This window comes from Geitlerinema sp. PCC 7407 (genome assembly GCF_000317045.1).
Classification (GTDB): Bacteria; Cyanobacteriota; Cyanobacteriia; order PCC-7407; family PCC-7407; genus PCC-7407.
Map to the genome: position 1 here is coordinate 4,518,927 of NC_019703.1, position 23,324 is coordinate 4,542,250.

The 23,324-nt window shown below is 59.0% G+C and carries 17 protein-coding genes; 6 read left to right on the forward strand and 11 right to left on the reverse strand.

What is annotated here, in order from left to right:
• Positions 1-76: 76 nt before the first annotated feature.
• Positions 77-1,249: an RNA-guided endonuclease TnpB family protein gene (locus tag GEI7407_RS18470; RefSeq protein WP_015173738.1), complete on the reverse strand. Its 1,173-nt coding sequence runs from the start codon at positions 1,247-1,249 to the stop codon at positions 77-79.
• Between the two features lie 337 nt (positions 1,250-1,586).
• Positions 1,587-2,462 (reverse strand): sulfurtransferase, encoded by an 876-nt coding sequence (locus GEI7407_RS18475; RefSeq protein ID WP_015173739.1) that lies wholly within the window; start codon positions 2,460-2,462, stop codon positions 1,587-1,589.
• A gap of 156 nt (positions 2,463-2,618) precedes the next feature.
• Here GEI7407_RS18475 and GEI7407_RS18480 point away from each other — a divergent pair, with 156 nt between their 5' ends.
• A complete protein-coding gene (locus GEI7407_RS18480) occupies positions 2,619-3,506 on the forward strand; it encodes a M23 family metallopeptidase (protein ID WP_015173740.1) in 888 nt (295 codons plus the stop codon).
• Between the two features lie 167 nt (positions 3,507-3,673).
• Here GEI7407_RS18480 and GEI7407_RS21500 read toward each other — a convergent pair whose 3' ends face one another.
• Together GEI7407_RS21500 and GEI7407_RS19780 are read right to left on the reverse strand one after the other, a co-directional pair.
• A complete protein-coding gene (locus GEI7407_RS21500; RefSeq protein WP_190274157.1) occupies positions 3,674-3,841 on the reverse strand; it encodes a hypothetical protein in 168 nt (55 codons plus the stop codon).
• Positions 3,842-4,272: 431 nt separating this feature from the next.
• Entirely contained in the window at positions 4,273-6,006 is a 1,734-nt protein-coding gene (locus GEI7407_RS19780; protein ID WP_223294452.1) for a HAMP domain-containing sensor histidine kinase, read from the reverse strand.
• 753 nt (positions 6,007-6,759) lie between these two features.
• On the opposite strand from GEI7407_RS19780, the gene GEI7407_RS19785 reads away from it, so the two are divergent.
• Together GEI7407_RS19785 and GEI7407_RS18495 are read left to right on the forward strand one after the other, a co-directional pair.
• Positions 6,760-9,819 carry a PAS domain-containing hybrid sensor histidine kinase/response regulator gene (locus tag GEI7407_RS19785; RefSeq protein WP_015173742.1) on the forward strand — a complete coding sequence of 1,020 codons (3,060 nt, stop codon included), beginning with the start codon at positions 6,760-6,762 and terminating at the stop codon, positions 9,817-9,819.
• Positions 9,820-9,850: 31 nt separating this feature from the next.
• On the forward strand, positions 9,851-11,191 hold the full coding sequence (locus tag GEI7407_RS18495; RefSeq protein WP_015173743.1) for a sensor histidine kinase: 1,341 nt from the start codon (positions 9,851-9,853) through the stop codon (positions 11,189-11,191).
• An 82-nt stretch (positions 11,192-11,273) separates the two neighbouring features.
• Here GEI7407_RS18495 and purF read toward each other — a convergent pair whose 3' ends face one another.
• Positions 11,274-12,791: an amidophosphoribosyltransferase gene (gene purF, locus GEI7407_RS18500; RefSeq protein WP_015173744.1), complete on the reverse strand. Its 1,518-nt coding sequence runs from the start codon at positions 12,789-12,791 to the stop codon at positions 11,274-11,276.
• Between the two features lie 344 nt (positions 12,792-13,135).
• Positions 13,136-15,487, reverse strand: a complete 2,352-nt coding sequence (purL, locus tag GEI7407_RS18505) for a phosphoribosylformylglycinamidine synthase subunit PurL (RefSeq protein WP_015173745.1) — start codon at positions 15,485-15,487, stop codon at positions 13,136-13,138.
• A 301-nt stretch (positions 15,488-15,788) separates the two neighbouring features.
• Here purL and GEI7407_RS18510 point away from each other — a divergent pair, with 301 nt between their 5' ends.
• Positions 15,789-16,499, forward strand: coding sequence for a uracil-DNA glycosylase family protein (locus GEI7407_RS18510; RefSeq protein ID WP_015173746.1), 711 nt, complete (start codon positions 15,789-15,791; stop codon positions 16,497-16,499).
• Positions 16,500-16,523: 24 nt separating this feature from the next.
• Here the strand turns inward: GEI7407_RS18510 and GEI7407_RS18515 are convergent, their stop codons facing one another.
• From GEI7407_RS18515 to tyrS, 3 genes are read right to left on the reverse strand one after another with little or no spacing between them, the layout of a single operon-like run.
• Entirely contained in the window at positions 16,524-17,120 is a 597-nt protein-coding gene (locus GEI7407_RS18515; protein WP_015173747.1) for a hypothetical protein, read from the reverse strand.
• 13 nt (positions 17,121-17,133) lie between these two features.
• On the reverse strand, positions 17,134-17,853 hold the full coding sequence (pyrF, locus tag GEI7407_RS18520) for an orotidine-5'-phosphate decarboxylase (RefSeq protein WP_015173748.1): 720 nt from the start codon (positions 17,851-17,853) through the stop codon (positions 17,134-17,136).
• Positions 17,854-17,871: 18 nt separating this feature from the next.
• On the reverse strand, positions 17,872-19,116 hold the full coding sequence (gene tyrS, locus GEI7407_RS18525; protein WP_015173749.1) for a tyrosine--tRNA ligase: 1,245 nt from the start codon (positions 19,114-19,116) through the stop codon (positions 17,872-17,874).
• 270 nt (positions 19,117-19,386) lie between these two features.
• Between tyrS and GEI7407_RS18530 the strand changes: the two genes are divergently transcribed.
• Positions 19,387-21,324, forward strand: coding sequence for a transglycosylase domain-containing protein (locus GEI7407_RS18530; protein WP_015173750.1), 1,938 nt, complete (start codon positions 19,387-19,389; stop codon positions 21,322-21,324).
• A 27-nt stretch (positions 21,325-21,351) separates the two neighbouring features.
• Here the strand turns inward: GEI7407_RS18530 and GEI7407_RS18535 are convergent, their stop codons facing one another.
• Entirely contained in the window at positions 21,352-21,675 is a 324-nt protein-coding gene (locus tag GEI7407_RS18535; protein ID WP_015173751.1) for a DUF1825 family protein, read from the reverse strand.
• 716 nt (positions 21,676-22,391) lie between these two features.
• Between GEI7407_RS18535 and GEI7407_RS18540 the strand changes: the two genes are divergently transcribed.
• A complete protein-coding gene (locus GEI7407_RS18540) occupies positions 22,392-22,841 on the forward strand; it encodes an anti-sigma regulatory factor (protein WP_015173752.1) in 450 nt (149 codons plus the stop codon).
• Here the strand turns inward: GEI7407_RS18540 and GEI7407_RS18545 are convergent.
• Positions 22,838-23,149: a DUF6439 family protein gene (locus GEI7407_RS18545; protein WP_015173753.1), complete on the reverse strand. Its 312-nt coding sequence runs from the start codon at positions 23,147-23,149 to the stop codon at positions 22,838-22,840. The two genes, GEI7407_RS18540 and GEI7407_RS18545, sit on opposite strands and share 4 nt — an antisense overlap.
• Between the last annotated feature and the right edge of the window lie 175 nt (positions 23,150-23,324).

Consider the following 23,324-nt stretch of genomic DNA (forward strand, 5'->3'; position numbering starts at 1 on the left):
CTGTCTTGAAGGGGTTTTGGCTCTCTGCTCAGCGTTGACATCCTCACCGGGGTAAACCCACGGTGATTCCCAAACCTCACGACTTGGGTTTCTGCTTCCTAGCACCCGCCTTCCGGGACTTGCTCCCTTCTGGTCTTACAGTCGCTCCACAGACTGACACGGTGTGTCCCACCGCCAAGATGTTTTTTGCTGCGTTCACATCCCGATCATGGTGACTGCCACACTTCGGACAATCCCACTCTCGAATGCTCAGCGGCAATCGCTCTACGACATGGCCGCAGCTCCCGCAGCGCTTAGAGCTGGGAAACCAGCGATCGATCTTCACCAACTCTCGCCCATACCACAGGGCCGTGTACTCCAGTTGGCGAATCAGCTCACCCCAACCCGCATCGCTAATGGCGCGGGAGAGCTTGGGGTTCTTGACCATGTTCTTCACCGCCAGCGTCTCGACCGCGATCGTTTGGTTTTCACGAATCAGTCGAGTCGTCAGCTTGTGAAGATGGTCTTCTCGGGAATTAGAAATCTGCTGGTGAATCCGCGATACCTTGAGTCGAGCTTTGTCTCGATTGCGAGAGCCCTTTTGCTTGCGACTCAGGGACTTTTGGGCTCTGCGAAGTCGTCGGTAATGCCGGTCAAAGTGCTTGGGATTGGCGACCTTTTCCCCGTCACTCAGGGCGACCAAGCTGGTAATCCCAGCGTCCACCCCAATCGACTGGTTAGAAGCCTCCAGTGTGAGATTCCGAGGATCGTCAAAGCGGAGGCTGATGTACCACTGACCAGACGGGTTCAGTCGTACAGTCACCGTGGAGGGCTCAGCCCCCTCGGGAATCCGCCTGGACCATCGAATGTTCAATGGTTCTGGGCTTTTAGCCAGAAACACCTGACCCTGTTTCCATTTGAAAGCAGACTTTGTGAACTCTGCACTGCCACCATTGCGCTTCTTCTTGAAGTTCGGATAGTTTGTCCGACCGGCAAAGAAGTTAGTGAAAGCCGTTTGCAGATGTCTCAGTCCCTGCTGAAGAGGAACGCTGCTTACTTCATTGAGAAACTGGAGGTCTTCTTGCTTTTTCCACTCCGTCAGCTTCGAAGAGGTCTCGGCATAGCCGATTCTCTCTTGTCGCTCATACCAAGCTTCAGTCCGTTCTGCCAGGGCTCGGTTGTAAACTAGCCGAACACAGCCCAGTGTCCGACGCAAGAGATTTTCTTGCTCGAAGGTGGGATAGAACCGGTAGCTGAAGGCTTTTTCCATGTCTCACGTTCTAACATTTCTACTGTGAAAACCACAGACTCTAATGGCAATTTCGAGGGCATCGAGCCCTGCTCAATTGCCGCTCCTATCCCTCCCCGCCCTGAAACGGCGGGGTCTCTCGGAGGCTTCTGATGATACCTCCCAGGAAGTTCTACGCGTTTTTTGGAATGCCTGAGAAGCCCGCACCTCTCTTGGATTGACGCTCATCCAGCTAGCGCTGCGCGTATCGCTGGAGATTCCCCGTTCCCAGACACGTAGGTGTGGGAGCGTCACCCTGCGCAGCTAGTCAAAGCGCTCTAGGCGACGCTCTCTCGTGGCCCCGACGGCCAAAAGCAGTCTATTCTTCAGCCGCCGCGTCTAGAACCAGGTAGGAGCACCAGTCACTCCAGCTCCCGGCGTACAGTTTGCCCGTCAGGCCTGCCAGCTCCAGAGACAGCAAGTTGACGCAGGCCGTGACGCCAGAGCCGCAATAAACCTGAATTTCTTGGGCGGGTTGCACCTCAGCCCAGCGGCGGCGCTGCTCCTCGACCGGCAGCACACAGCCTTGGGCGTCGGAGACCGCTTGCCAGGGGTAGTTGACGGCCCCCGGGATATGGCCCGCGATCGGATCAATGGGCTCCCGCTCGCCTCGGTAGCGATCGCCCTCCCGCGAGTCCACCAGCACCACCCCCGGCTGATCCTTGCGCGCCTCTACTTCTTGCTTGGATACCAGCATCTCGGCCCGGGGTCGCGGCACAAAGACGCCTGGCTGAGCTGAGGGGCGCTCCGTAGAGACAGGGTATCCAGCATCCTGCCAGGCCTGAAAGCCGCCATCGAGAACGACCACTTGAGCGTGGCCCAGGTAGCGCAGCAGCCACCAAAAGCGCGCCGCAAAGGCAAAGCGAGAATCATCGTAGGCCACGATCAGCGTGGGGCTAGGGCCTTCGGAGGTGATGCCGCAGGCCGAGAGCTTGGCGGCGATCGCCTCTGGATCGGGCAAGGGGTGCCGACCGCCGTGGCGCTGGACCGGCGATGACAAATCTTGATTGAGATCAAAATAGTGCGCCCCCGGGATATGGCCCGCCTCATACTGCTGGCGCCCCAGCTCTGGCTGCATTAGCGAAAAGCGGCAATCGGCGATCGCCACCTGCGGATCATTCAAATGCTCTGCCAACCACGCCACCGAAACCACCGGAGAATCCACGCCAGCGCCCTCCATCCACAGGGTTTGCATCAAAACAATTGCGCTGGCAGCCGCAGCCACCAGCCTTTCAATTGCTTATTGTCCCCCAGACCCGGCGCGATCGCCCCTCAGCCAGACCCTTGGAAACCGATCGCCCAAAGCGATAGTCTATGTCCACGGCCAAACCATTCGCAGCGGAAAGCATTCATGACTGTCGCTCCTTCCTCCACACCCTTCGCGGCTCAGCGCCCTTGGCTCGGCACCCTGCTGGGCGCTGCCGTCGGCCTGACCGCCACCCTGCCCGCCCAGGCCCTCGAAGTCCAGATCAAGCCCGAACAGCCCGAACTCGGAGACACCATCTCCGTGCTGATCCAAACCGATCAAGTCAGCGACCCCCCCAGCGTCACCGTCAACGACAAGACCTACCCCGTTTTTGAAATCGCGCCCCAGCGCTACCGGGCCTTTTTGCCCACCACCCCCCTAGACGCCCCGGGCGCCCGCACCGTTCGCATCAGTGGCGAAGGCGAAACGCGCAATCTGGCGGTGTGGGTCAAAAACCGCAGCTTCCCCACCCAGAGCATCTGGCTGCCCCCCGGCAAAGACGACCTGGAAGGAACCGATCGCGAATTTGACCTTGTAGACGCCTTCAAGGCCACCGTCTCCCCCCAAAAATTCTGGAATGGCCCCTTCACGCGGCCCAACCAGGGCGAAGTGACCACCGTCTTTGGCGTGCGGCGCTACTACAACGGCGATTTTGCCGAAGACTACTACCACCGGGGCGTGGACTATGGCGGCGCTCAGGGGTCTCCCGTTGTGGCACCCGCTGCGGGTCGGGTCGCCCTCGTTGGCCGCGAAGCAGACGGCTTTGAAATTCATGGCAATACCGTTGGCATCGACCACGGTCAGGGGGTGCTCAGCATTCTTATCCACCTCAGCCGTATCGATGTCAAAGAAGGCGACATGGTCCGCGCTGGTCAAGTCGTCGGAGCGGTCGGGTCCACGGGCGCATCGACCGGCCCGCACCTACACTGGGGCCTCTACGTCAATGGCCAAGCCGTTGATCCGGCTCCGTGGCGCTACGAAAGCCTGCAATAGCAAAATTTGTGAGTAGCAAGGCAATCTGCGATCGCATCTTATCGACAGTTCGATCGGGCTAGGGCGATCGCAGATTGCCCCCGTTTCTTGGCAAGGGCAGCGCGTCAAAAGGCGCATCAAAAAAAGTTTGGGACTCTTTCCGAAATTCCCGAGCTGGCTGCGGAAGCTTAAGACTTGGGACAGTCAGGATGAATTTCAGGCACACAGCCGGGATTTTTGGCTTGCAGCCCTTCCACAGAAAAATGAACCGGAAGCACAGCACTCATTAAAAGCGCAAACAGAACAGCTCCGACGCTGGCATTGATAATGGCTGTGGAAGACAAGAAACGGTTCATGGCAAGATGACGCTGATTTTTACCTGACTAGTGTTCAGCGTGCCCCAATCAGCGCGTGATTTTAGCGCGCCTTAGATTCTCTTTAAAGAGTCTTGATGTGAATCCATTGGGGACTCAGTATCAAGATATTTCTTGATAAGAATAAAAAAGAATTCAGCAAAAATACGAGGCTTGGCTCATTGACCTCGTTAGTCAAAGCAATCAAAAAATAAGGGATGACTGCACTGCTCGATCAAAAAGAACGCTGCAGTCCGTAAAAACACAATTGAAAAAAGAAATAAACTGATCGGTGTAATCAATTCGATTACGTCAGGGCACCAGCGTAATCTAGCAGGAATTGACCGTCAGAAAAAGTGATGTCCGTGCGATCGCCCACTTTCCGTCTGTTCCCTCCGCTAAACTACGGACAGATTTTGTTGGCTGGGGCGAGCCTAGCCGCCAGTGCTTGGCGCCATCCTGGCATCGGCAGAGGTAGCGTCTGGGGCCACCGGCAGTCGCACCACAAAGGTCGTCCCGACCCCTTCCTCGCTGCGAAACGAAATATCTCCGCGGTGACTCACCACGCACTGACGCACGATCGCGAGCCCCAGGCCCGTTCCTCGGATCGTGGTTGCATTACTTGCCCGGTGAAACAGCTCAAACAGGCGCGGCTGGTCTTTGAGGGGAATGCCGATTCCCTCATCGTGGACGGTGAACTCGATCAGGGTCGGACTGCAAGACAGCAGCAGACGAATGGTGCTGCCCGGCGGCGAGTACTTCAGCGCATTGGAGAGGAGGTTGGTCAAAATCGATCGCAGCAGCTTTTTGTCCAGCTTGGCCTGGTGGCAGTTGCCATAGGGAATAAACTCCAGCACATGGCCATCGCTAAAGCCCAGCTGCACCTCTTCCAAAATGTCCTGGCAAAACTGCTCCACATCGATCCAGCTTGGATGAAAATCCAGCTTGCCGGCCTCTGCCTTGCCAATCGTCAGCACATCCTCCATCAGCTGAGTCATGTGGCGAACTGCGCTGCGAATCCGCAAAAAGTACTCCTGACGCTTTTCAGCTGGGGCCACATCTCCATAGCAGTCCAGCAGCTCTGTTGAGGTGCGAATCACCGTCAGCGGCGTGCGCACTTCATGGGACACCATCGCAATGAAGCGAGACTTGAGCTCATTGAGTTCTCGCTCCTCTTGCAGGGCATGGCGAATCTGTTTGGCGACTTGCTGGCCTTCCTGGATTAGCTGCTCGCGAATGCGAATGGAATGAATCATGCTCGTGAAGGCTTGGGCGAGGATATTCATCTCGTCAACCAAGCGCCCCGAAGTCTTGAAGGGAATGGTGCTGTCGTAGTCGCCAGCGGCAATGCGCTGGGCGGCATAGGTGAGGCCGCTGAGGCGGCGGGTCAGGACCCCCGAGAAGACATACAGCAGGGAAAATAGGGCTGCATAGCCGACCAAGAACGCCACAATGACCTGTTTGAGAATGGCCCGCTGGACCTCTCGGATATAGTCAGCTTCGATGTCGAGGCCCAGGATGGCGACGGTCCTGCCAGTGGAGTCCTTGAGGGGCGCAAAGGCTGAAATCCAGGTTCCCCAGCTATCGTCGTAAATGCTGCTTTGCTCCATGACGCGATCTTTTTCGAGGACCAGGCGCGCAACGGAGCTAGCAACATCGGATTGCAGAAAGCGGGCGGCTTTGGCGGGGTTGTATTTGGCCCACAGGTCGACGATGTAGACGGCTTCTTGGTACTCGGGGCCGACGGCGGGTGGGCCGATGCGCCGGAGGTTTTGGGGGCGATCGACGACGAAGGAGTACAGCCAGGCCCGCTGCTCAATGCGGTGAACGGTGTCAAACCATTCGAGCTGACGCCGATAGCGTGGGTCATCGGAGAAACCGGCGGCGTTGGCTTCGCCCTCTCGGTAGAGGGCCATGAGTTCTTCTACGTTGACGCCTTGGACGGCCCCGCTCAGGGTGGAGGCCATGTCCTTGCGCAGTCGAGCAATGGCGTGGTCAGTGGTGAAGCTGTAGAACCAGTAGAAGGCTCCAGCAAAGGCGATGCTGAAGACCAGGGTGAACCCCAGGAGTAGCTTGACGCGCAGGCTCACGAGCCGGACGTTGTGCCGAGAAGTGACGAGGGCTCGAGGGGGTGCGGAGCTGAGGGATCGGTAATCTGGGGACTTCACCTTGGACCTGAAGAAGGGTACAAGTAGGGCGGCAAATCTGGCACTCATGATGGGAATGGCCACCGGGTGAGGAGGCTTGGTGGGGATACTTGCTGCCCAGGGAAGCCCGTTGAGTGACCGTTCGCCACTAGCATAGCGCTCAGAACTGGGGGGCGATCGCCGTCCGCCCAGAGACTCAGTTGGGCTGAGGGCTAGGCCCGCAAGTGACGCAGAGACAGAACGTCGATGGTAGCACCCAGACGCAAGACACAACGCTGTTGACTTCACTGGGGCACCGGCATTTTCCTTGTTTCTACAGCAGCATTGGTGTCGATTGTGAGAGGGCCAAAGATCCGTGATTTTTAGCTCTGAGGCGGCTTTACCGGGATAGCTAAAGATAACTAGGGTATTTACGGGACTTTGCCCGATCTCGCTATAAAATCGCGCTGCTAATGGCCTGTGGCGGGGGCGATGGATCGGCGAAGGCTGCTTAGAGCCCCTCAAAGAGCGCTGAAGCTGATCTACATCGGGGGCAAAGACGGTGACTTGTCCACGCGGAGACGTCCAAGCAAATCTGATCAGAGCGCACTGCTTGGGTAGGACTGAGGCGGTCAAACACTTCTCTGGGGTCTGGAGGCTGCGCCACTGCGGGCTGGGGCCGGAAATAGCCTGGGAATCTCTGGACATGGTGCCGGTTGAGGGGGCGATCGCCTTCTAGGGTTGTCAGGTTCTGCACCTCTGCGTTTCTAAGTCGCAGCCAAATGGAGGGGCCAAGTGGAGAGTTCGTTGATCAATAATCATGCGCCGGAGTCTGACCAGTTACTCGGTTGGGTCAGGGCCTGGGCCAAGCTAGCCAGTGGCCTTGTTATCTTGATTGGCGGGATCGTGATCCTGGGATGGCTGTTGGATATTCCAACCCTCAAAAGCATTTCGCCGGCTTGGGTGACGATGAAGGCGAACACAGCAGTCGGTTTAGTGCTGGGGGGTACAAGCCTCTGGCTGCTGTCCTCAGGCACTCGTCGCTCCTGCCGCTACGCCCAGATCTTGGCGGCGATCGTCTTGGGCCTGGGGCTGCTGACCCTCATTCAGTACCTGTTTAGTGTGAATCTGGGCATTGATCAGCTGCTTTTTCGGGAGTCGGCGGGAGCGGTGGGCACCTCTGCACCGGGCCGCATGGCCGCCAACACGGCGCTGAACTTTTTGCTGCTGGGGTCTTCGCTGCTGCTGCTGAGCCAGCGGCGATTGCTGCGAGCTGGGATTCAAGTCTTCGCGATCGTTGCGTTTTTTATTGCCTTCCTGGGCCTCTTGGGCTACGTCTACGACATCCAAGAGTTTTATGGCTTTGGGTCCTATACAAAAATGGCGGTCCATACGGCGATCGCCTTTTTGCTCCTGTCGACGGGCACCCTGGGTCTCCACCCGGCGTGGGGCGTCATGAATGTCCTGACCAGCTCCCACGCTGGCGGCATGATGGCAAGGCAGCTCATCCTGCCCGTGTTGGGTATCCCGCCGATTCTCAGCTGGCTGGTCCTAGCGGGTCACCGCGGCCAGCTCTACAGCGGAGAAGTCGGTCTATCGCTTTTGGCGGTTCTGAACGTGATTGTATTTGCCGTGCTGATCTGGCTCAATGCCCGATCCCTCGGCAAAATTGACACCCGGCGTCAGCAGGCCGAAGATCAGCGCCAAAGCGAAGCCAGATTCCGCTCCCTGACCACAGCAACGTCTCAGATCGTTTGGACTGCTGACGCCAGTGGCTGCGTCATCGAAGACTCGCCGACTTGGCGAGCGTACACGGGCCAAACCCTCGAAGAGTACCAGGGCTGGGGCTGGGTCGACGTAGTCCACCCTGAGGACCGCGAAATCTCAACCGAGCGCTGGAATCAAGCCGTCGCGACCAAAAGCGTCTTCGAAACCGAATATCGCCTGCGATCGCCCACCGGAGAGTATCGGTACGTTTGGGTGCGCGGCGTGCCAATTCTCGCGTCCGACGACAGCACCATCTACGGCTGGATGGGCACCTGCACCGACATTCACGATCGCAAGCAAACAGAAGCAGCCTTGCGCCAGAGCGAAGAGCGGTTTCGATCGCTCATGCAGGCCTCCGCCCAAATTATTTGGACCGCCAGCGCCGCTGGCGAACTCGTCGAGGAACAAGCCAGCTGGAGCCAGTTCACCGGCCAAGACTTCGACACCTACCGAGGCCGGGGCTGGCTGAGCGCCATCCATCCAGACGACCATGACTCTGTAGCCGCTCAGTGGTCCGCGTCTGTCGCCGAGCGATCGCCCTACGAAGTCGAATTCCGCATGCGCCGCCACGACGAGCAGTATCGTTATATGATTTGCCGCGCTATTCCCATCTTGAACCCCGACGGCACCATCCGCGAGTGGATCGGCGCCAACACCGACATCACCGAGCGCAAACAAGCCGAGATCGCCCTCACCGAAGCCAAAAACGCCGCTGAAGCCGCCAATCGAGCCAAGAGCGAATTTCTGGCCAACATGAGCCACGAACTGCGCACGCCTCTCAATGGCGTCATCGGCTACGCCCAAATTTTGCAGCGCACCAAAACCCTCAGCGAAGAAGACCGATCGCGCATCGACGTGATTCGCCAGTGCGGCTCTCACCTGCTGACTCTCATCAATGACATCCTCGATCTCTCCAAAATCGAGGCCCGCAAAACCGAGCTTCTGCTCAGCGACTTTCACCTGCCCGCCTTTTTGCAAGGCGTGGCCGAAATGTGCCGCATTCGCGCAGAGCTCAAAGCCATTCAGTTTTGCTATGAAGCCGCGCCCGAGCTGCCTTTGGGCGTGCGAGCCGACGAAAAGCGCCTGCGCCAAGTCCTGATCAACCTGCTCAGCAACGCCATCAAATTCACCGACACCGGCAGCGTCACCTTCACCGTCAGCTTCGCCACCGCCGGCAAAATCCGCTTCTCCATTCGCGACACCGGCATTGGCATTCCCGATGACAAACTCCAGACCATCTTTCAGCCCTTTGAGCAGGTGAGCGACGCGCTGCGGCAGTCAGAGGGAACGGGCCTAGGCTTAGCCATCAGCCAAGAAATCGTCGAGCTGATGGGCAGCAAAATTCAGGTGCAAAGTGAAGTCAATGTCGGCAGTATCTTTTGGTTTGATGTCGAGCTGCCGCAGGCAGAAGAATGGGTCAAAACCTCCCAAGCCGATCGCTATGGCCAAATTATTGGCATCCAAAATCGAACGCCTAAAATCTTGGTCGTCGATGACAAGTGGGAAAACCGCTCCGTCATCAGCAATTTATTGACACCGATTGGCTTTGAAGTCACAGAAGCTGTGAATGGCAAAGAAGGCTGGCAAAAAATCTGCGATCGCCAGCCCGATCTCGTCATCACAGACCTCATCATGCCGGATATCAATGGCTTTGAGCTAATTCGCCAAATTCGCCAGGAAGAAGCCTTTAAAGACCTAATTATTATTGTTTCCTCGGCGAGCGTTTTTGAGGCCGATCAGTACCGCAGCACCGAAGCGGGAGGCAATGATTTTTTAGCAAAGCCAATCCTAGCCTCGGAGTTGCTGAAAAAATTGCAAACGCATCTGCACCTAACGTGGATCTACGAGGAGCAGATCCCGGAACCTCAGGGCGTAAGCAATGACACAGCTCTCGTAGCACCTCCAGTGGCAGAATTAGAAGCCCTGTATGAGCTGGCCATGAAGGGCAATTTTAAAGGCATTATTCGCCAAGCCGCGCTCATTGAGGAAATGGATCCTCGCTATCTTTCCTTTGCTCAGAAAATCCATCAGCTAGCCAAAAACTTCCAAGATCGAGACATTCTTGCCCTCATTCAGTCCTATCAGTAAGCATCATTCTCCTAGATCAAGAGCTAGCGCCATGAATCCAGTCATTGATCAGCCTGCCACCGTTCTTATTGTTGATGACAACCCCGCCAATCTGGGCGTTTTGTCAGATACCCTCGATCAGGCGGGCCTAGAAGTTTGGGTGGCTCAATCCGGAAAAATTGCGCTGGATCGGGTGGAGTATGCCCTGCCGAACTTGATCTTACTGGATGTGATGATGCCAGAAATTGACGGTTTTGAAACCTGCCGTCGCCTCAAAACGAATCCAGCCACTCAGCATATTCCAGTCATTTTTATGACGGCCCTTTCTGACACTGAAAATAAAGTGGAAGGGTTTCGTTTGGGCGCCGTAGATTACATTACAAAACCATTTCAGCAAGAAGAGGTTTTGGTCCGCATCAAGCTGCATCTCAAGCTAGCAGAGCTGTCAGAAAGCCTGACAGAAAAAAATGCCCAGCTAGAGCAAAAAATCGCTGAAGTTAGCCATGCCTACGGCGATCTCAAGGAAATGCAGCTTCAGCTGATCCAGAGTGAAAAAATGTCGAGTATTGGTCAGATGGCCGCTGGCATTGCCCATGAAATTAACAATCCGGTGAATTTCATTTATGGCAATCTTTCCTATGCCCAAGAGTACATCGAGGATATTGTTCGGCTGCTGAATCTTTATCAAGCTGACTATCCTAATCCAACGCCTCGAATCCAGGCTGAACAAGCGGCGATCGACCTAGAATTTGTCCGAGATGATTTGCTCAAGCTTTTTCATTCGATCACGGTGGGAGCGCAGCGCATTCACGATATCGTCAAGTCCATGCGGATTTTTTCGCGAGTGGATGAAATGGGGCCTAAGCCCATCGACGTTCATGAAGGAATTGACAGCACGCTGACGATTTTGCACTATCGCCTGAAGTCTCGGCCCGACAATGGGGCGATCGCCGTTCTCAAGGACTATGGACAGCTGCCGCCCGTAGAGTGCTACGCGGGGCCGCTCAATCAGGTGTTGATGAATATTTTGTCCAATGCGATCGACGCGCTGGATGAAGCGAGCCAATCAGCATTTCCGGAAAGCGCCATCCGAGAGCCGGGGCGGATTCACATTTCCACCGCCATGGCGGGCGAAGATGCGATCGCCATTCGCATCGCTGACAATGGCCCCGGCATTGACGAAGCCATCAAAGACCGACTGTTTGAGCCGTTCTTTACGACCAAGCCCGTGGGTAAAGGGACCGGGCTGGGCTTGTCCATTAGCCATGAGCTGATTGTCGAGAAGCACGGCGGCAAACTCTACTGTCAGTCTGAGCCGGGTCAGGGAGCGGAGTTCGTGATTGAGATTCCAATCCGGCAACGAGCAACCACGGCCCAACGCAACATCCCCTGACCGCAGAAGCTCGATCAGGGGATGGGACGGGCGATCGCCGCGATTCGCCTGCCTTAACCCGCAGGCTGGGTTGGCGAGAAGCCTAGCTTTGGGGCGTTGCGACTTTCTCTTTTTCCAGGACCAGCTTCGATCGCTTGATCGGGTCAGGAATCGCAACCGGATAATCCCCCGTGAAGCAGGCCGAGCAGAAGTGAGTGGTGTCTTCTTTGGTGGCCTCCAGCATACCTTGCCAGCTCAGGTAGGCCAGCGAATCAACGCCGATCTGCTCGGCGATCTCCTGGACACTCTTGGTGGCGGCGATCAGCTGGTCTTGGGTGTCGGTGTCGATGCCGTAGAAGCAGGGATGGGTGACCGGCGGCGACGAAATGCGCATGTGCACCTCGGTTGCCCCGGCATCGCGCAGGGTCTTCACGATTTTCCGGCTGGTGGTGCCCCGCACGATGGAGTCATCCACGATGACAATGCGTTTGCCTTCGAGGACGTCCCGCAGCGGGTTCAGCTTCATGCGGATACCGGATTCACGCATTTTCTGGGTGGGCTGGATGAAGGTGCGGCCCACGTAGCGGTTTTTGATCAGGCCCTCGGCGTAGGGGATGCCAGAGACTTGGGAGAAGCCAATAGCGGCCGGGACGCCCGAGTCGGGAACGGCCATCACCAGGTCGACATCGGCGGGGGACTCTTCGGCGAGGCGGCGGCCCAGGCGAGTGCGGTAGGTATAGAGATTTTCGCCGCTCATCACGCTGTCGGGACGGGCGAAGTAGATCATCTCAAAGATGCACAGGCGGGGCTGGGGCTGGTTTGTCCAGTGGAAGGAGGCAAGGCCCTCTTCGGTAATCCACACCAGTTCGCCGGGCTCGACGTCGCGCAGGTACTCAGCGCCGATGATGTCGAGGCCGCAGGTCTCGGAGGAGAGGACGTAGCGCTTGGGATTGGTGCCGAGGGTGCCGATGACGAGGGGGCGAATGCCGTTGGTGTCGCGGACGCCCATGAGGCCTTCGGGGGTGCCGATGACGAGGCTAAAGGCGCCCTGACACCGATTGAAGGCGCTGATGGCCCCTTCGAGCCAGTCTTTGCCGCTGTCGACTTCGGCGCCGATCACGCGGGCGACTAGCTCGGAGTCGGTGGTGGTGAGCAGGTCACAGTTGATTTTCTGAAGCTCTTGGTGGAGAACGCTGGTGTTGACGAGGTTGCCGTTGTGGGCGAGGGCCAGCTCTCCGAGGCGAGTTTGGACGAGGGCGGGCTGGGCGTTAACCACGCGGCTGGAGCCGGTGGTGGAGTAGCGGGTATGGCCGATGGCCATGTCGCCTGGCATCTCGTTGAGGATGGTTTCGCTGAAGACTTGGGAAACGAGGCCCATGTCTTTGTGGAGCCGCACGGGTTCGCCGAGTTTGAAGGTGGCGATTCCGGCCGATTCTTGACCCCGATGCTGGAGCGCGAAGAGTCCAAAGTAGGTGAGCTTAGCGACTTTTTCACCCGGTGCGTAGAGGCCGAAGACGCCACAGGCTTCTTCGGGTTTGTCGGGACGCTGGTCGAGGGAATCGAGATCGCTGCTGGCTGGGAAGGACGGAGTATCGGGGGATAGGGAAGAATGGGGAATCATGCGGCTGATTGGCTCCTAACAGCAGAGTTGGGTGAGCAAGACGGCGATCGAAGGGGTCGCTGAGACTGTTTGGACAGCCCAGAATGACCTGGGGCGGCTGTATGGAGCCGGTGTATCGACAAAAGGTGCGTGGGCTTTCTGAGGATACAGGCTGCGATCGCCACAGGCCTCTATCTCAATCTTGCAATCCACAGTTGGACCCGTCGTTAAGACTTTCTTAATGTCCTCATTAACAACCATTCGGGCCAGGGAGGCAAGGGGGAAAACCGATCGCCCGCGATCGCCAGAGGGACGGGCGATCGCGGGCAAAAGCCTTTCAGTTCAAGGATTGGAGGCCCCCAAGGCTACAGGTCGAGGCGACGCTCGATGGCGCTGGACCACTGCTCGGCCATGGCTTTGATCCTAGCGTCAATGAGGGGGTGGCTGTCGGCGGTGGTAATGCGGAGAGAGCCGCTGGCGCTGCCGACGGTGCCCAGGCGCTGCCAGCGATCGCCTAGCTGCTCTTTTAGATAGGTTTCCCAGGCCTCCGCGCGATCGCTCGCCACCGAGACGATGATGCGCGCGCCCCCTTCGCCAAACAGGACTTCGTCCCAGCGCACCGCTGCCGAAGCGGCGATCGCCAGCTGGATCTCGGCCCCGCGATCGCTGCCAATGCAGCACTCAGCCAGGGCCACCGCCAAGCCGCCGTCGGAGCTATCGTGGGCCGACTGCACCCAGCCTTGGCGAATGCCCTCTCGGCAGGCGGCCTGGACCCGCACCTCCAGATCGCCATCGATCCGGGGCGGCTGGCCCGCCACCGTGTCGTGGAGCGACGCCAGGTACTCCGAAGCGCCCAGGGTCACGCGGCCCTCAGACGCCTCGCCCACCGGCCAGCCCAGCAGATAAATCCCATCCCCTTCATTTCGCCAGCTCTGGCCGCGCACCTGGGCGATATCCGGCACCAGGCCCACCATCCCCACCACCGGCGTCGGATAGATGGGCTGAGGCTGGCCGTTGCTGTCGAAGGTTTCGTTGTAGAGCGAGACATTGCCGCCCGTGACCGGCGTTTGGAAGGTGCCACAGGCCTCAGCGAGACCCCGGCAGGCCTCGGCCAGCTGCCAGTAGCCAATGGGTTTCTCGGGGCTGCCAAAGTTCAGGTTGTCCGTGACGGCCAGGGGCTCCGAGCCGACACAGCTCAGGTTGCGAGCGGCTTCGGCCACCGCCGCCTTGGCGCCTTCGTAGGGGTCGAGGTAGACGTAGCGCGGGTTGCAGTCCACCGTCGCCGCGACGCCTCGCCGACAGGTTTTGGTGTCGGCATCAATGGGCCGCACGCGCACCACCGCCGCATCGGCGCCGCCGGGCAGCAGGACGGTGTTGTTTTGCACCTGGTGGTCGTACTGGCGATAAACCCAGCGCTTGGAGGCGATGCTGGGGACATCCAGCATCTTCAGCAAAACCTCGCTCCAAGACTGGGAGCCGCTACCGGGCAGCTCAATGCCGTCGGCGCTGGCCGCAGGCAGGCGATCGCTCGTCCAGGTCCAGGCCGCCTGGGCGTAGGCTGGCGGCTCCGCCATCAGCTCCCGATGATAGATTGGCGTGTTGTCCGAGAGCGCTGTGGCCGGAATCTCAGCCGCCACTTCGCCCTTAAACCAAATCCGCACGATGGGCTCCTCGATCACCGTGCCAGCGACCACCGCGTGCAGACCCCAGCGGTGGAAAATGTCGATCAGCTCCTGTTCGCGGCCCTTGTGCGCCACAAACAGCATCCGCTCCTGGGACTCCGACAGCAGGTACTCGTAAGGGACCATGCCGGTTTCGCGCACCGGAATCTTGTCGAGATCAAAGTCAACCCCGACGCCGCCCTTGGCCGCCATTTCAGCCGTCGAGCAGGTGATGCCCGCCGCGCCCATGTCCTGGGCTGCGACCACCGCGCCCGTTTTGAAGGCCTCCAGGCACGCCTCGATCAGGGACTTCTCCAAGAAAGGATCGCCCACCTGCACAGCGGGCCGATCGTCCATGGATGCGTCGCTCAGCTCGGCGCTGGCAAAGCTGGCGCCGCCCATGCCGTCGCGCCCCGTGGTGGAGCCAACATAAAGGACGGGGTTACCAATGCCCGACGCCCCGGATTTGACGATTTCTTCGGTCTCCATCAGGCCGAGGGCCATGGCGTTGACCAAAGGATTGCCCGAGTAGGCGGCATCGAAGTACACCTCGCCGCCCACGGTGGGGACGCCGACGCAGTTGCCGTAGTGAGCGATGCCCTCCACGACACCGCTGAAGAGGCGGCGGGTGCGTGGATCTTCGAGCTTGCCGAAGCGCAGAGAGTTGAGGGCGGCGATCGGCCGGGCTCCCATGGTGAAAATGTCGCGCAAAATGCCGCCGACGCCGGTGGCCGCTCCCTGGAACGGCTCAACAGCAGAGGGGTGATTGTGGGACTCAATCTTGAAGGCCAGGCGAAGGCCATCTCCGAGGTCTACAACGCCTGCGTTTTCGCCGGGACCGACCAGAATGCGATCGCCCGTGGTGGGGAACTGCTTGAGCAGGGGCCGAGAGTTTTTGTAGCAGCAGTGCTCGGACCACATCACGCCAAACATGCCCAGCTCTGCTTTGTTGGGATGGCGGCCCAAACGCTGCACAATTTCTGCGTACTCGTCGGGCTTGATGCCCTCAGCAGCAATTTCTTCGGGCGAAAACGGCGCGGAGGAGATGGCGGACATGGTGTCACTGGCAAAAACGGACAAGCCCAATTTTGACATCCTCGCTAGACGATCGCTAGGCAGTCTCGGGCGGGATTCCCGAATTGGGTCTGAGCAAGGACCGCTCAAGGGTGCGATCGCCTCTCCTCGAAAAATCGATCGGCCGCTTTTGGCCCAAGGGTTTGGGCTCGTCCAGCAAAAGGTTGAGGCCAAAACCCTCGCGGGAGGGGTGAGAAGTGCTGCAATTTGCGAAACAATGGCCATAGAGCTTCCTGTTTTCAGCCCACTGCCTTTGTCCCGCGTTTATCGCCACGCTCGCCCTATGTCTACCGACGACCAAATCAACCTCTTTGAACTGTCCACCTTTGCCGGTAGTGCGGAGAGCGCGACGCCGCCAGCAGGGTTTGATCCAGACGCCATTCCGACGCGGGCCAGCGTGCCGATTCCGCCAGGGACCTATGAGTCGCTGGAGCCCCTAGCTGCCCACTGTCGCCAGTGCCAGCGCTGCGATCTGGGGGCGACGCGGACCCATGCCGTGGTCAGTCGCGGCAATCCCCGGGCGCCGATCATGATCGTGGGCGAGGGGCCGGGCCAGAACGAGGACGAAACGGGCCAGCCCTTTGTGGGGAAAGCGGGCCAGCTGCTGGAGAAAATTTTGGAGTCGGTGCGCCTCAACAGCGAGACCGACGTCTATATCTGCAACGTGGTGAAATGTCGCCCGCCCGGCAACCGCACGCCGACGCCTGAGGAGATGGCGGCCTGCATGCCCTACCTGCTGGAGCAGATTCGGCTGGTGGACCCGAAGATTATTTTGCTGACGGGGGCCACGGCGGTGAAGGGCGTCACGGGCGACAAACGCGGCATCACCAAGATTCGGGGCCAGTGGATGGAGTGGCAGGGACGGCTGTGCATGCCCATTTTGCACCCGGCCTATCTGCTGCGAAATCCGTCTCGCGAAAAAGGCAGCCCGAAGTGGCTGATGTGGCAGGACATTCAGCTGGTGCGATCGAAGCTAGATGAGCTGCGCGCCTAGGCTTGAAGATTAATTAAAGATGAATCAGGGAGTTTTGCCAGCTCGGCAGTCCGCCAGCCAGAGCTTGACGGCTTGGGCGATCGCGCCGTCGCTGCTGTCCTGGGGCGGCGCAATCGGGCGATCGCGGCCTGGGCCGGAACCCGTGCGCGAAAAGGCCATCGCCAAGCGCCAGCCGTCGTCGGCCTGGGTGAAAAAGAACCAGTGGTACTGCTGGAGACGCACCAGGCCCTTGGGGCCGTACTGGCGCGACAGCGTTGTCAGAAATACCTGGCGTGGATCATTGGGGACCGGCGCGCCGGGATCGGCGGTCGGGCTCAGGGGCAGGGGCTCAAACTCCGGGCGTCCAGCCACCAGCACGTAGCTAATGGGATAGTCGGGGTTATCAATGCGCGATCGCTGAAAGACCCGGTTGGCGTAGCTCGGCAGGCTGGGCACCAGGCGATCGACCAGGGCCTCGAGGTCGTCGGGGCAGGCCTGGGGCGAGTTATTGGCGGCGGCGGCGGGAGACGGCGGACCCAGCAGGGGCGCGATCGCCTCAGTGGGCCGAGCGTGCCCGACGATCCCGGTCGCCAAGAGGGCGATCGCCCGCCATCCGATTTTGGGAAACTGGGTCAGCCCCATCGCGGCTCCTCGGTCACACCGACGCCATCTCGTCGCAGATCCGCCCGAAGGCCTCTGCCGGGTCCGGCGCCGCCGTGATCGGTCGGCCAATCACCAAGTAGTTGGCCCCCGCCTTGACGGCTTCGGCAGGCGTCATCGTGCGCTTTTGGTCCCCGGTCTCGGCCCAGCTCGGCCGCACCCCCGGACACACCAGCAAAAAGTCGTTTTCGCACATGCTGCGGAGCTGCTGTACCTCCTGGGGGGAGCACACCGCTCCATCGATGCCGCTTTCCTGGGCCAGCAGCGCCATATTGAGCACATACTCCGGCAGCTCCAGGGGCACCTTCAGGTCAAAGGCGAGGGTGCGGGCGTTGATGCTGGTTAGCAGCGTAATCGCCAGGAGCCGGGGCGCCAAAACGCCCGTTTCGAGGGCGCCTGCCTCTGCGGCTTCCTTGGCCCAGCGCAGGCCTTCTTTACCGTTGGCCGCGTGGACAGTCAGCAGATCAACGCCGTAGCGGCCCGCAGCGTGGCAGGCCCCTTTGACGGTGTTGGGAATGTCGTGGAACTTGAGGTCGAGGAAAATTCGCTTGTCGCGTTCCTTGAGCACGGTCAGGATGCTGGGACCGCTGCTGACAAAGAGCTCTAGGCCCACTTTCCAGAAGCCCACCTGGGGCAGGCGATCGAGAAGGGCGATCGCCGCGGCCTCCGTCGGCACATCCAGCGGCACAATGATTCGGTCAGCCATGGACGACATAGGCGCTCCTTCCTTGCCCTAGGGCACTAAACGCACAAACCGCTTCTTGCCGACTTGCAAGACTTTGCCCACCAGCGCTTCGGGGCTCTCGACCACGAGATTCACATCCTCCACGCGATCGCCGTCAATCTTGACCGCCTTATTTTGGATCTGGCGGCGGGCGTCGCTGCTGTTGCTGCACACCCCGCTGGCTCCCAAGATAAAGAACAGCTTGGCCGGAAACTCCACCGCTCCCAGGGAAAACTCGGGGACTGCCTCGGCCTCTTGGGCGCGGCCCTGGGTGAGCTCGAGGGCGGCCTGCTGGGCCTGCTGGGCGGCCTCGGGGCCATGATACTGGGTGACCACATCCAGAGCCAGCAGCTTTTGGCGATCGCGCGGATTGTCAGGCAGACCCTCCAGCGGCAGGCTGGTCAGCAGCTCAAAGTACTGCGGGATCAGCGCGTCCGGCGTCTTCTCCAGCTTCGAGTACATCGTCAGCGGGTCTTCCCGCAGACCCACATAGTTATTGAGGGACTTAGACATCTTTTGCACACCGTCCGTCCCCAGCAAAATCGGCATCAGCATGCCAAACTGGGGCCGCTGGCCAAAGTAGCGCTGGAGATCGCGCCCCACCGCAATATTGAACTTCTGGTCCGTGCCCCCTAGCTCCACATCCGCCTCGATCGCCACCGAGTCGTAGCCCTGCATCAGCGGGTACAAAAACTCGTGCAGGAAAATCGGATTGCCGCGCTCATAGCGCTCTGCAAAGCCTTCCTTGGCCAGCATCTGCCCCACCGTCATCGTCGACAGCAGGTTCAACACCTTCGACAAGTCCAGGGACGAGAGCCACTCAGAGTTGTAGCGAATCTCTAGACGCCCCGGCGTGTCAAAGTCTAAAATTGGGCGCACCTGATCCAGGTAGGTCTTGGCATTGTTGGCCACATCCTCGGGCGTCAGGTGACGGCGTACCTCAGACTTGCCCGTGGGATCGCCAATTTGGGCCGTGAAGTCTCCGATAATCAGCACCGCTGTGTGGCCTGCGTCCTGAAACGCGCGCAGCTTGCGCACCGGGATGCTGTGGCCGAGGTGAATGTCGGCGCCCGTCGGATCGATCCCCAGCTTCACCCGCAAAGGGCGATCGCTCTGGAGCAGACGCTGCTGAAGATTCTCGGCCGGATCCTGGGAGTCCGGCTGATTGGGAAAAACTTCACTCACCCCCCGGGCGATCGCCGAGAAGTCTTGAAGATTGGATAGATTCTGAGTCTGGGGGTCCTCGCCAACCATGCTTTGCCAGTCTGTCGATGAGTCAGTTACAGTGACGGAAACAAAAATCGAGATTTCGTTATTCAATGAAAGGCCACTTCATGGCCTAGCATCAATAACATTCACCTCGCGAAGTGCAAGTATCGCCAAAGCAGCCTAACATAGGGGCAAAAACCGCACCGACCTCATCGCCAACATCAAGCGTAGAGCTTCGGTCAGCGAGCGGCCTGAGAGTGCCTGCAGCCTTATCAATGTATCGCTAATTCAGTACTGTTGAGGAAGTGAATCGCCGTGTCGTCTAACACCATTCAAGGGAAGCGGTCGGGAGAGGTTGCTGCACCCACCTCGGGTTTTTTCCAAGGTGTGGCGAAGGTCACAGGCGGCACGCTCCTCGGCATCACAATGCTGGCCAGTTCTGTCGCGGCCGGGGGCCTTGTGGGTCTAGCCATTAGCCTGCGCAACCTGCCCAACGTCCACGTTTTGCAGGGCTATGTGCCCAACGAGACGACCCATATCTACGACATCAACGGTCGTCCCCTCGCCAGCATTCACGATGAAGCCAACCGGGATGTGGTCCCCCTCGAAGAGATCTCTCCGAACCTCAAGCGGGCAGTCCTGGCCATCGAAGACAGCCATTTCTTTACCCACCACGGCATCAACCCCAGCGGCATCGCGCGGGCGTTCGTCGCCAACCTACAGCAGGGGCGCACGGTGGAGGGCGGCTCGACCATCACCATGCAGTTGGTGAAGAACCTCTTCCTGACCCCAGAGCAATCGATTAGCCGCAAGATCGCAGAAGCTATCTTGTCCATGCGTCTCGAGCAGGTCTTCACCAAGGACGAAATCCTTGAGATGTACCTCAACCAGGTCTACTGGGGGCACAACACCTACGGGGCTGAGACCGCGGCGCGCAGCTACTTTAATAAGTCCTCTCGCGACTTGACCCTAGCGGAAGCGGCCATGATGGCTGGCTTTATCCAAGCGCCCGAGGAATATAGCCCCTTTGATGGCAACTACCAGGTGTCGAGCGATCGCTACCAAACCTCCAAGGTGCGCCAAGCCGTCGTGCTCCGCCGCATGCGAGAGCTGGGCTGGATCTCGTCCGCCGAAGAAGCCGAAGCCCGCAAGCAACCCATTCGCCTCGGCCAAGTCACGTCCTTCCGCCGCAGCGAGATCCCCTACGTCACCGAAGCCGTCGTCCAGGAACTGTCCAAGCGCTTCGGCAAAGACGCCGTCATGAAAGGCGGGATGCGCGTGCAGACCACCATCGACTACAAGCTACAGCGCATCGCTGAAGACACCGTCCGACGCGCCCACGACAATATGTGGGCTCAGGGACTGTACGCAGACCAGATTGCCCTCGCCGCAGTTGATCCCCGCACCCACTTTGTCAAAGCCATGGTGGGCGGTGTCGACTACAGCGAAAGCCAGTACAACCGAGCCATCCAGGCCCAGCGCCAGCCAGGCTCCGCCTTCAAGCCCTTCGTTTACTATGCGGCCTTTGCCTCCGGCAAATACGGCCCCGACTCCATCATTGGCGATAATCCGGTCAGCTATCCCGACGGATACGGCTACTACTCGCCCCAAAACTACGATGGCTCCTTCATGGGCAGCATTACCCTGCGGCGCGCCCTCGAAATGTCCCGCAACATTCCAGCGGTCAAGCTGGGGCAAGAAGTTGGCCTCAACAAAGTGATTGAGATTTCTCGCACCCTGGGGATCAAGAGCCCTATGGATCCGGTGGTTTCCTTGCCTCTGGGCTCGGTGGACCTCACCCCCATGGAGATGGCCGGCGCCTATGCGACCTTTGCCAATAATGGTTGGCACTCAGACACGACCTTCATTGCCTATGTGACCGATAGCCAGGGCAATGTGCTGCTCGACAATACCCCATCTCCTCAGCTAGTGCTCGATCCATGGGCTGCCGCTGCTTTGAATGACGTACTGCAAGGGGTGATCACGCGCGGTACGGCAACCAACGCTCGCATTGACCGGCCCGCAGCAGGCAAGACAGGCACGACGTCCTCAGAGCGAGACATTTGGTTTGTGGGATATGTGCCGCAGCTCTCGGTGGCGGTCTGGGTGGGCAACGATGACTACCGCCCTCTGGGCTATGGAGCAACCGGAGGAACCTTCGTGGCGCCGATCTGGCGAGACTTTATGCTCCAGGCCCTGCGAGGAGTCCCGGTGGAGCGATTCCGTCCGGCTTCCGACTTTCCACAGCCCTAGCGAGGTTCTGGTGAACGGTAAAAGCGGCTAGGGAGTCTTTTCGACTTCGGCCCGCATCCGCTCTAGGGTTTGATGCATTTGGTCAAACATTTGTTGGGGGGTCAGCCCAAACTGGCCCAGGTGAGTCTTGAGCTGCTCGACGGTCATTTGGGCGGAGAAGTCGTCTGATAGCTCAAAGCGCTTCATGAAAATCCGATAGCGCTCCATCATGTCTTCCATCTTTTCGATGAAGAGCTTTTTGCCTTCGCGATCGAACTTTCCGTAGCTGCCACCGAGCTGCATGAGGGACTGGTAGTCCTCGAACAGTTGTTTGGCTTCTTGCTGAACGATATCAGAGTCAAAAAATCCCATTGGCATCCTTGCGTCGCGAATTCGCCCGCGCATGAAGGGAACAAACATGAGTGGCTGTCTTCCCAGCAATCTGGCAGATCAACCAGTCCTGTGAGGTTAGGGCAACGGGGCTGCGCTGCTGGGGAAGCGCCGTAGGCTCATTGTAGTGCAGGGGTTTGGGGCGCTTCAATCGCGCTCTGGGCTGGATTACCGTACTTTTTGGGCGGGCGATCGCCCGATGAAGAAAGTGCATGGATGGGGATAGCAGGTCTAGCGCGTCCGGTGCACCGGGGCGATCGCGAAAGAAGGCCAAGACTGCCTCAGAGCCCCTGAGAAGAGCTGAAAAGAAAGGTGCCTGGAAGCTTGAATCTGCAAACGCTTTGGCCAAATCGCTTGATCCAAAAAGAGTCTGCCCCCTTGAAACCCAAGGCCAGAAACGATTAAAGTTAATACAAAGCGCGGCCTTGCGCAAGCTCCTTTGCTTGGATTTTTCCAAAGCTATTCAAGTTGATTTTGGGTGCCAAAGCGCACCTTATCCCTTTCAATCAGATTTCTTTGTAAGCTCTGAACTCCAACAGAGCAGCATTTTTAATCCCGACCCTTTCTGAGTCCTGTCTCGCGTTTCATTCGGCTTTTATTGTCCGCAGCATTTTCTAAAGTTGTGTTGCTAGGGGCACTACCGGGCATCGAAACTATCACGCGCTCACTTTTATCAGTAAGCTTACGGGGTTCTACAAGTGATTTCCCTTGCACCTCGTCCAGTTGGGCGTCGATGGGGCACCATCAGTTTTGCGTCTACGCTGTATCTGTACCCAGTGCTAGACCTGTTGCTATCCGAAGTTCCCCGAGCGTGGCGAGCTGAGGTTCGTCTGGGCCTTCAGGAGGCGCTGGTGAACGCTGCCAAGCATGGCAATAACCTCGACCCCAGCAAAACGGTTCTGGTCAATTTTTTAGTAACCGAAAACCACTATTGGTGGGTGATCTCGGACCAAGGTCCAGGCTTTAGTCCACCCGCTTGCTGTCAGGCGGATGCTGATGAGCACTTGCCTCACCATGAGGGCGAGTGCGGCCGGGGCCTGTTTATCTTGCATCAGATTTTTGACCAAGTCCACTGGAGTACGGATGGTACCCAATTGCGCCTGGGAAAGCAACTCAGGGGCACGGCCCGCGTGCCCAAGGTGCGCTAGAGGTCAGCAGACGCTGAGGGGGCTTTGGTGCCGTGGCTCGGGCAGGGCGGCGCGGAGATGGAGCGATCGAGCCAGCCAACGGACTGCTGGAGACGCAGCAGGGCTTCTTCGGGCTGGTCTTTGAGCAGGTAGACGAGGGCCATGGCGGCTTGCTCGCGGGCGCGCACGGGGCGGTTGCTCTTGAGGCGGTGCCAGTCTGCGTCGGTGAGGGTGAGGCGCTCGGCGAGGGCCTGGGCCAGCTCTAGGGTGCTGATGTCCTGGAGGGCTTGGCTGGCGGGGCTGCTGAGGGGGGTGTGAAGTGGCTGCATGGTGCTCAGATGCTGCTCGGGCGGTGAATGCTTCGCTCTTGCTGTATGCAAGCCTAGCGGATCTGGGGCGCTTTGGGGTATGGCGGGGCGATCGCGGTCTGGGAGAAAGCATTGAGGCGATCGCCCGGAGACAGTACACTAGCCGAACAGCGCCGTCGTGCAGTGGGGAAGGGGT

What these genes read in the sequence shown, in the direction of transcription:
- GEI7407_RS18470 (WP_015173738.1), bottom strand. Translation starts at nt 1,249, where the DNA reads ATGGAAAAAGCCTTCAGCTACCGGTTCTATCCCACCTTCGAGCAAGAA.
- GEI7407_RS18475 (WP_015173739.1), bottom strand. Translation starts at nt 2,462, where the DNA reads ATGCAAACCCTGTGGATGGAGGGCGCTGGCGTGGATTCTCCGGTGGTT.
- GEI7407_RS18480 (WP_015173740.1), top strand. Translation starts at nt 2,619, where the DNA reads ATGACTGTCGCTCCTTCCTCCACACCCTTCGCGGCTCAGCGCCCTTGG.
- GEI7407_RS21500 (WP_190274157.1), bottom strand. Translation starts at nt 3,841, where the DNA reads ATGAACCGTTTCTTGTCTTCCACAGCCATTATCAATGCCAGCGTCGGA.
- GEI7407_RS18495 (WP_015173743.1), top strand. Translation starts at nt 9,851, where the DNA reads ATGAATCCAGTCATTGATCAGCCTGCCACCGTTCTTATTGTTGATGAC.
- purF (WP_015173744.1), bottom strand. Translation starts at nt 12,791, where the DNA reads ATGATTCCCCATTCTTCCCTATCCCCCGATACTCCGTCCTTCCCAGCC.
- purL (WP_015173745.1), bottom strand. Translation starts at nt 15,487, where the DNA reads ATGTCCGCCATCTCCTCCGCGCCGTTTTCGCCCGAAGAAATTGCTGCT.
- GEI7407_RS18510 (WP_015173746.1), top strand. Translation starts at nt 15,789, where the DNA reads ATGTCTACCGACGACCAAATCAACCTCTTTGAACTGTCCACCTTTGCC.
- GEI7407_RS18515 (WP_015173747.1), bottom strand. Translation starts at nt 17,120, where the DNA reads ATGGGGCTGACCCAGTTTCCCAAAATCGGATGGCGGGCGATCGCCCTC.
- pyrF (WP_015173748.1), bottom strand. Translation starts at nt 17,853, where the DNA reads ATGTCGTCCATGGCTGACCGAATCATTGTGCCGCTGGATGTGCCGACG.
- tyrS (WP_015173749.1), bottom strand. Translation starts at nt 19,116, where the DNA reads ATGGTTGGCGAGGACCCCCAGACTCAGAATCTATCCAATCTTCAAGAC.
- GEI7407_RS18535 (WP_015173751.1), bottom strand. Translation starts at nt 21,675, where the DNA reads ATGGGATTTTTTGACTCTGATATCGTTCAGCAAGAAGCCAAACAACTG.
- GEI7407_RS18545 (WP_015173753.1), bottom strand. Translation starts at nt 23,149, where the DNA reads ATGCAGCCACTTCACACCCCCCTCAGCAGCCCCGCCAGCCAAGCCCTC.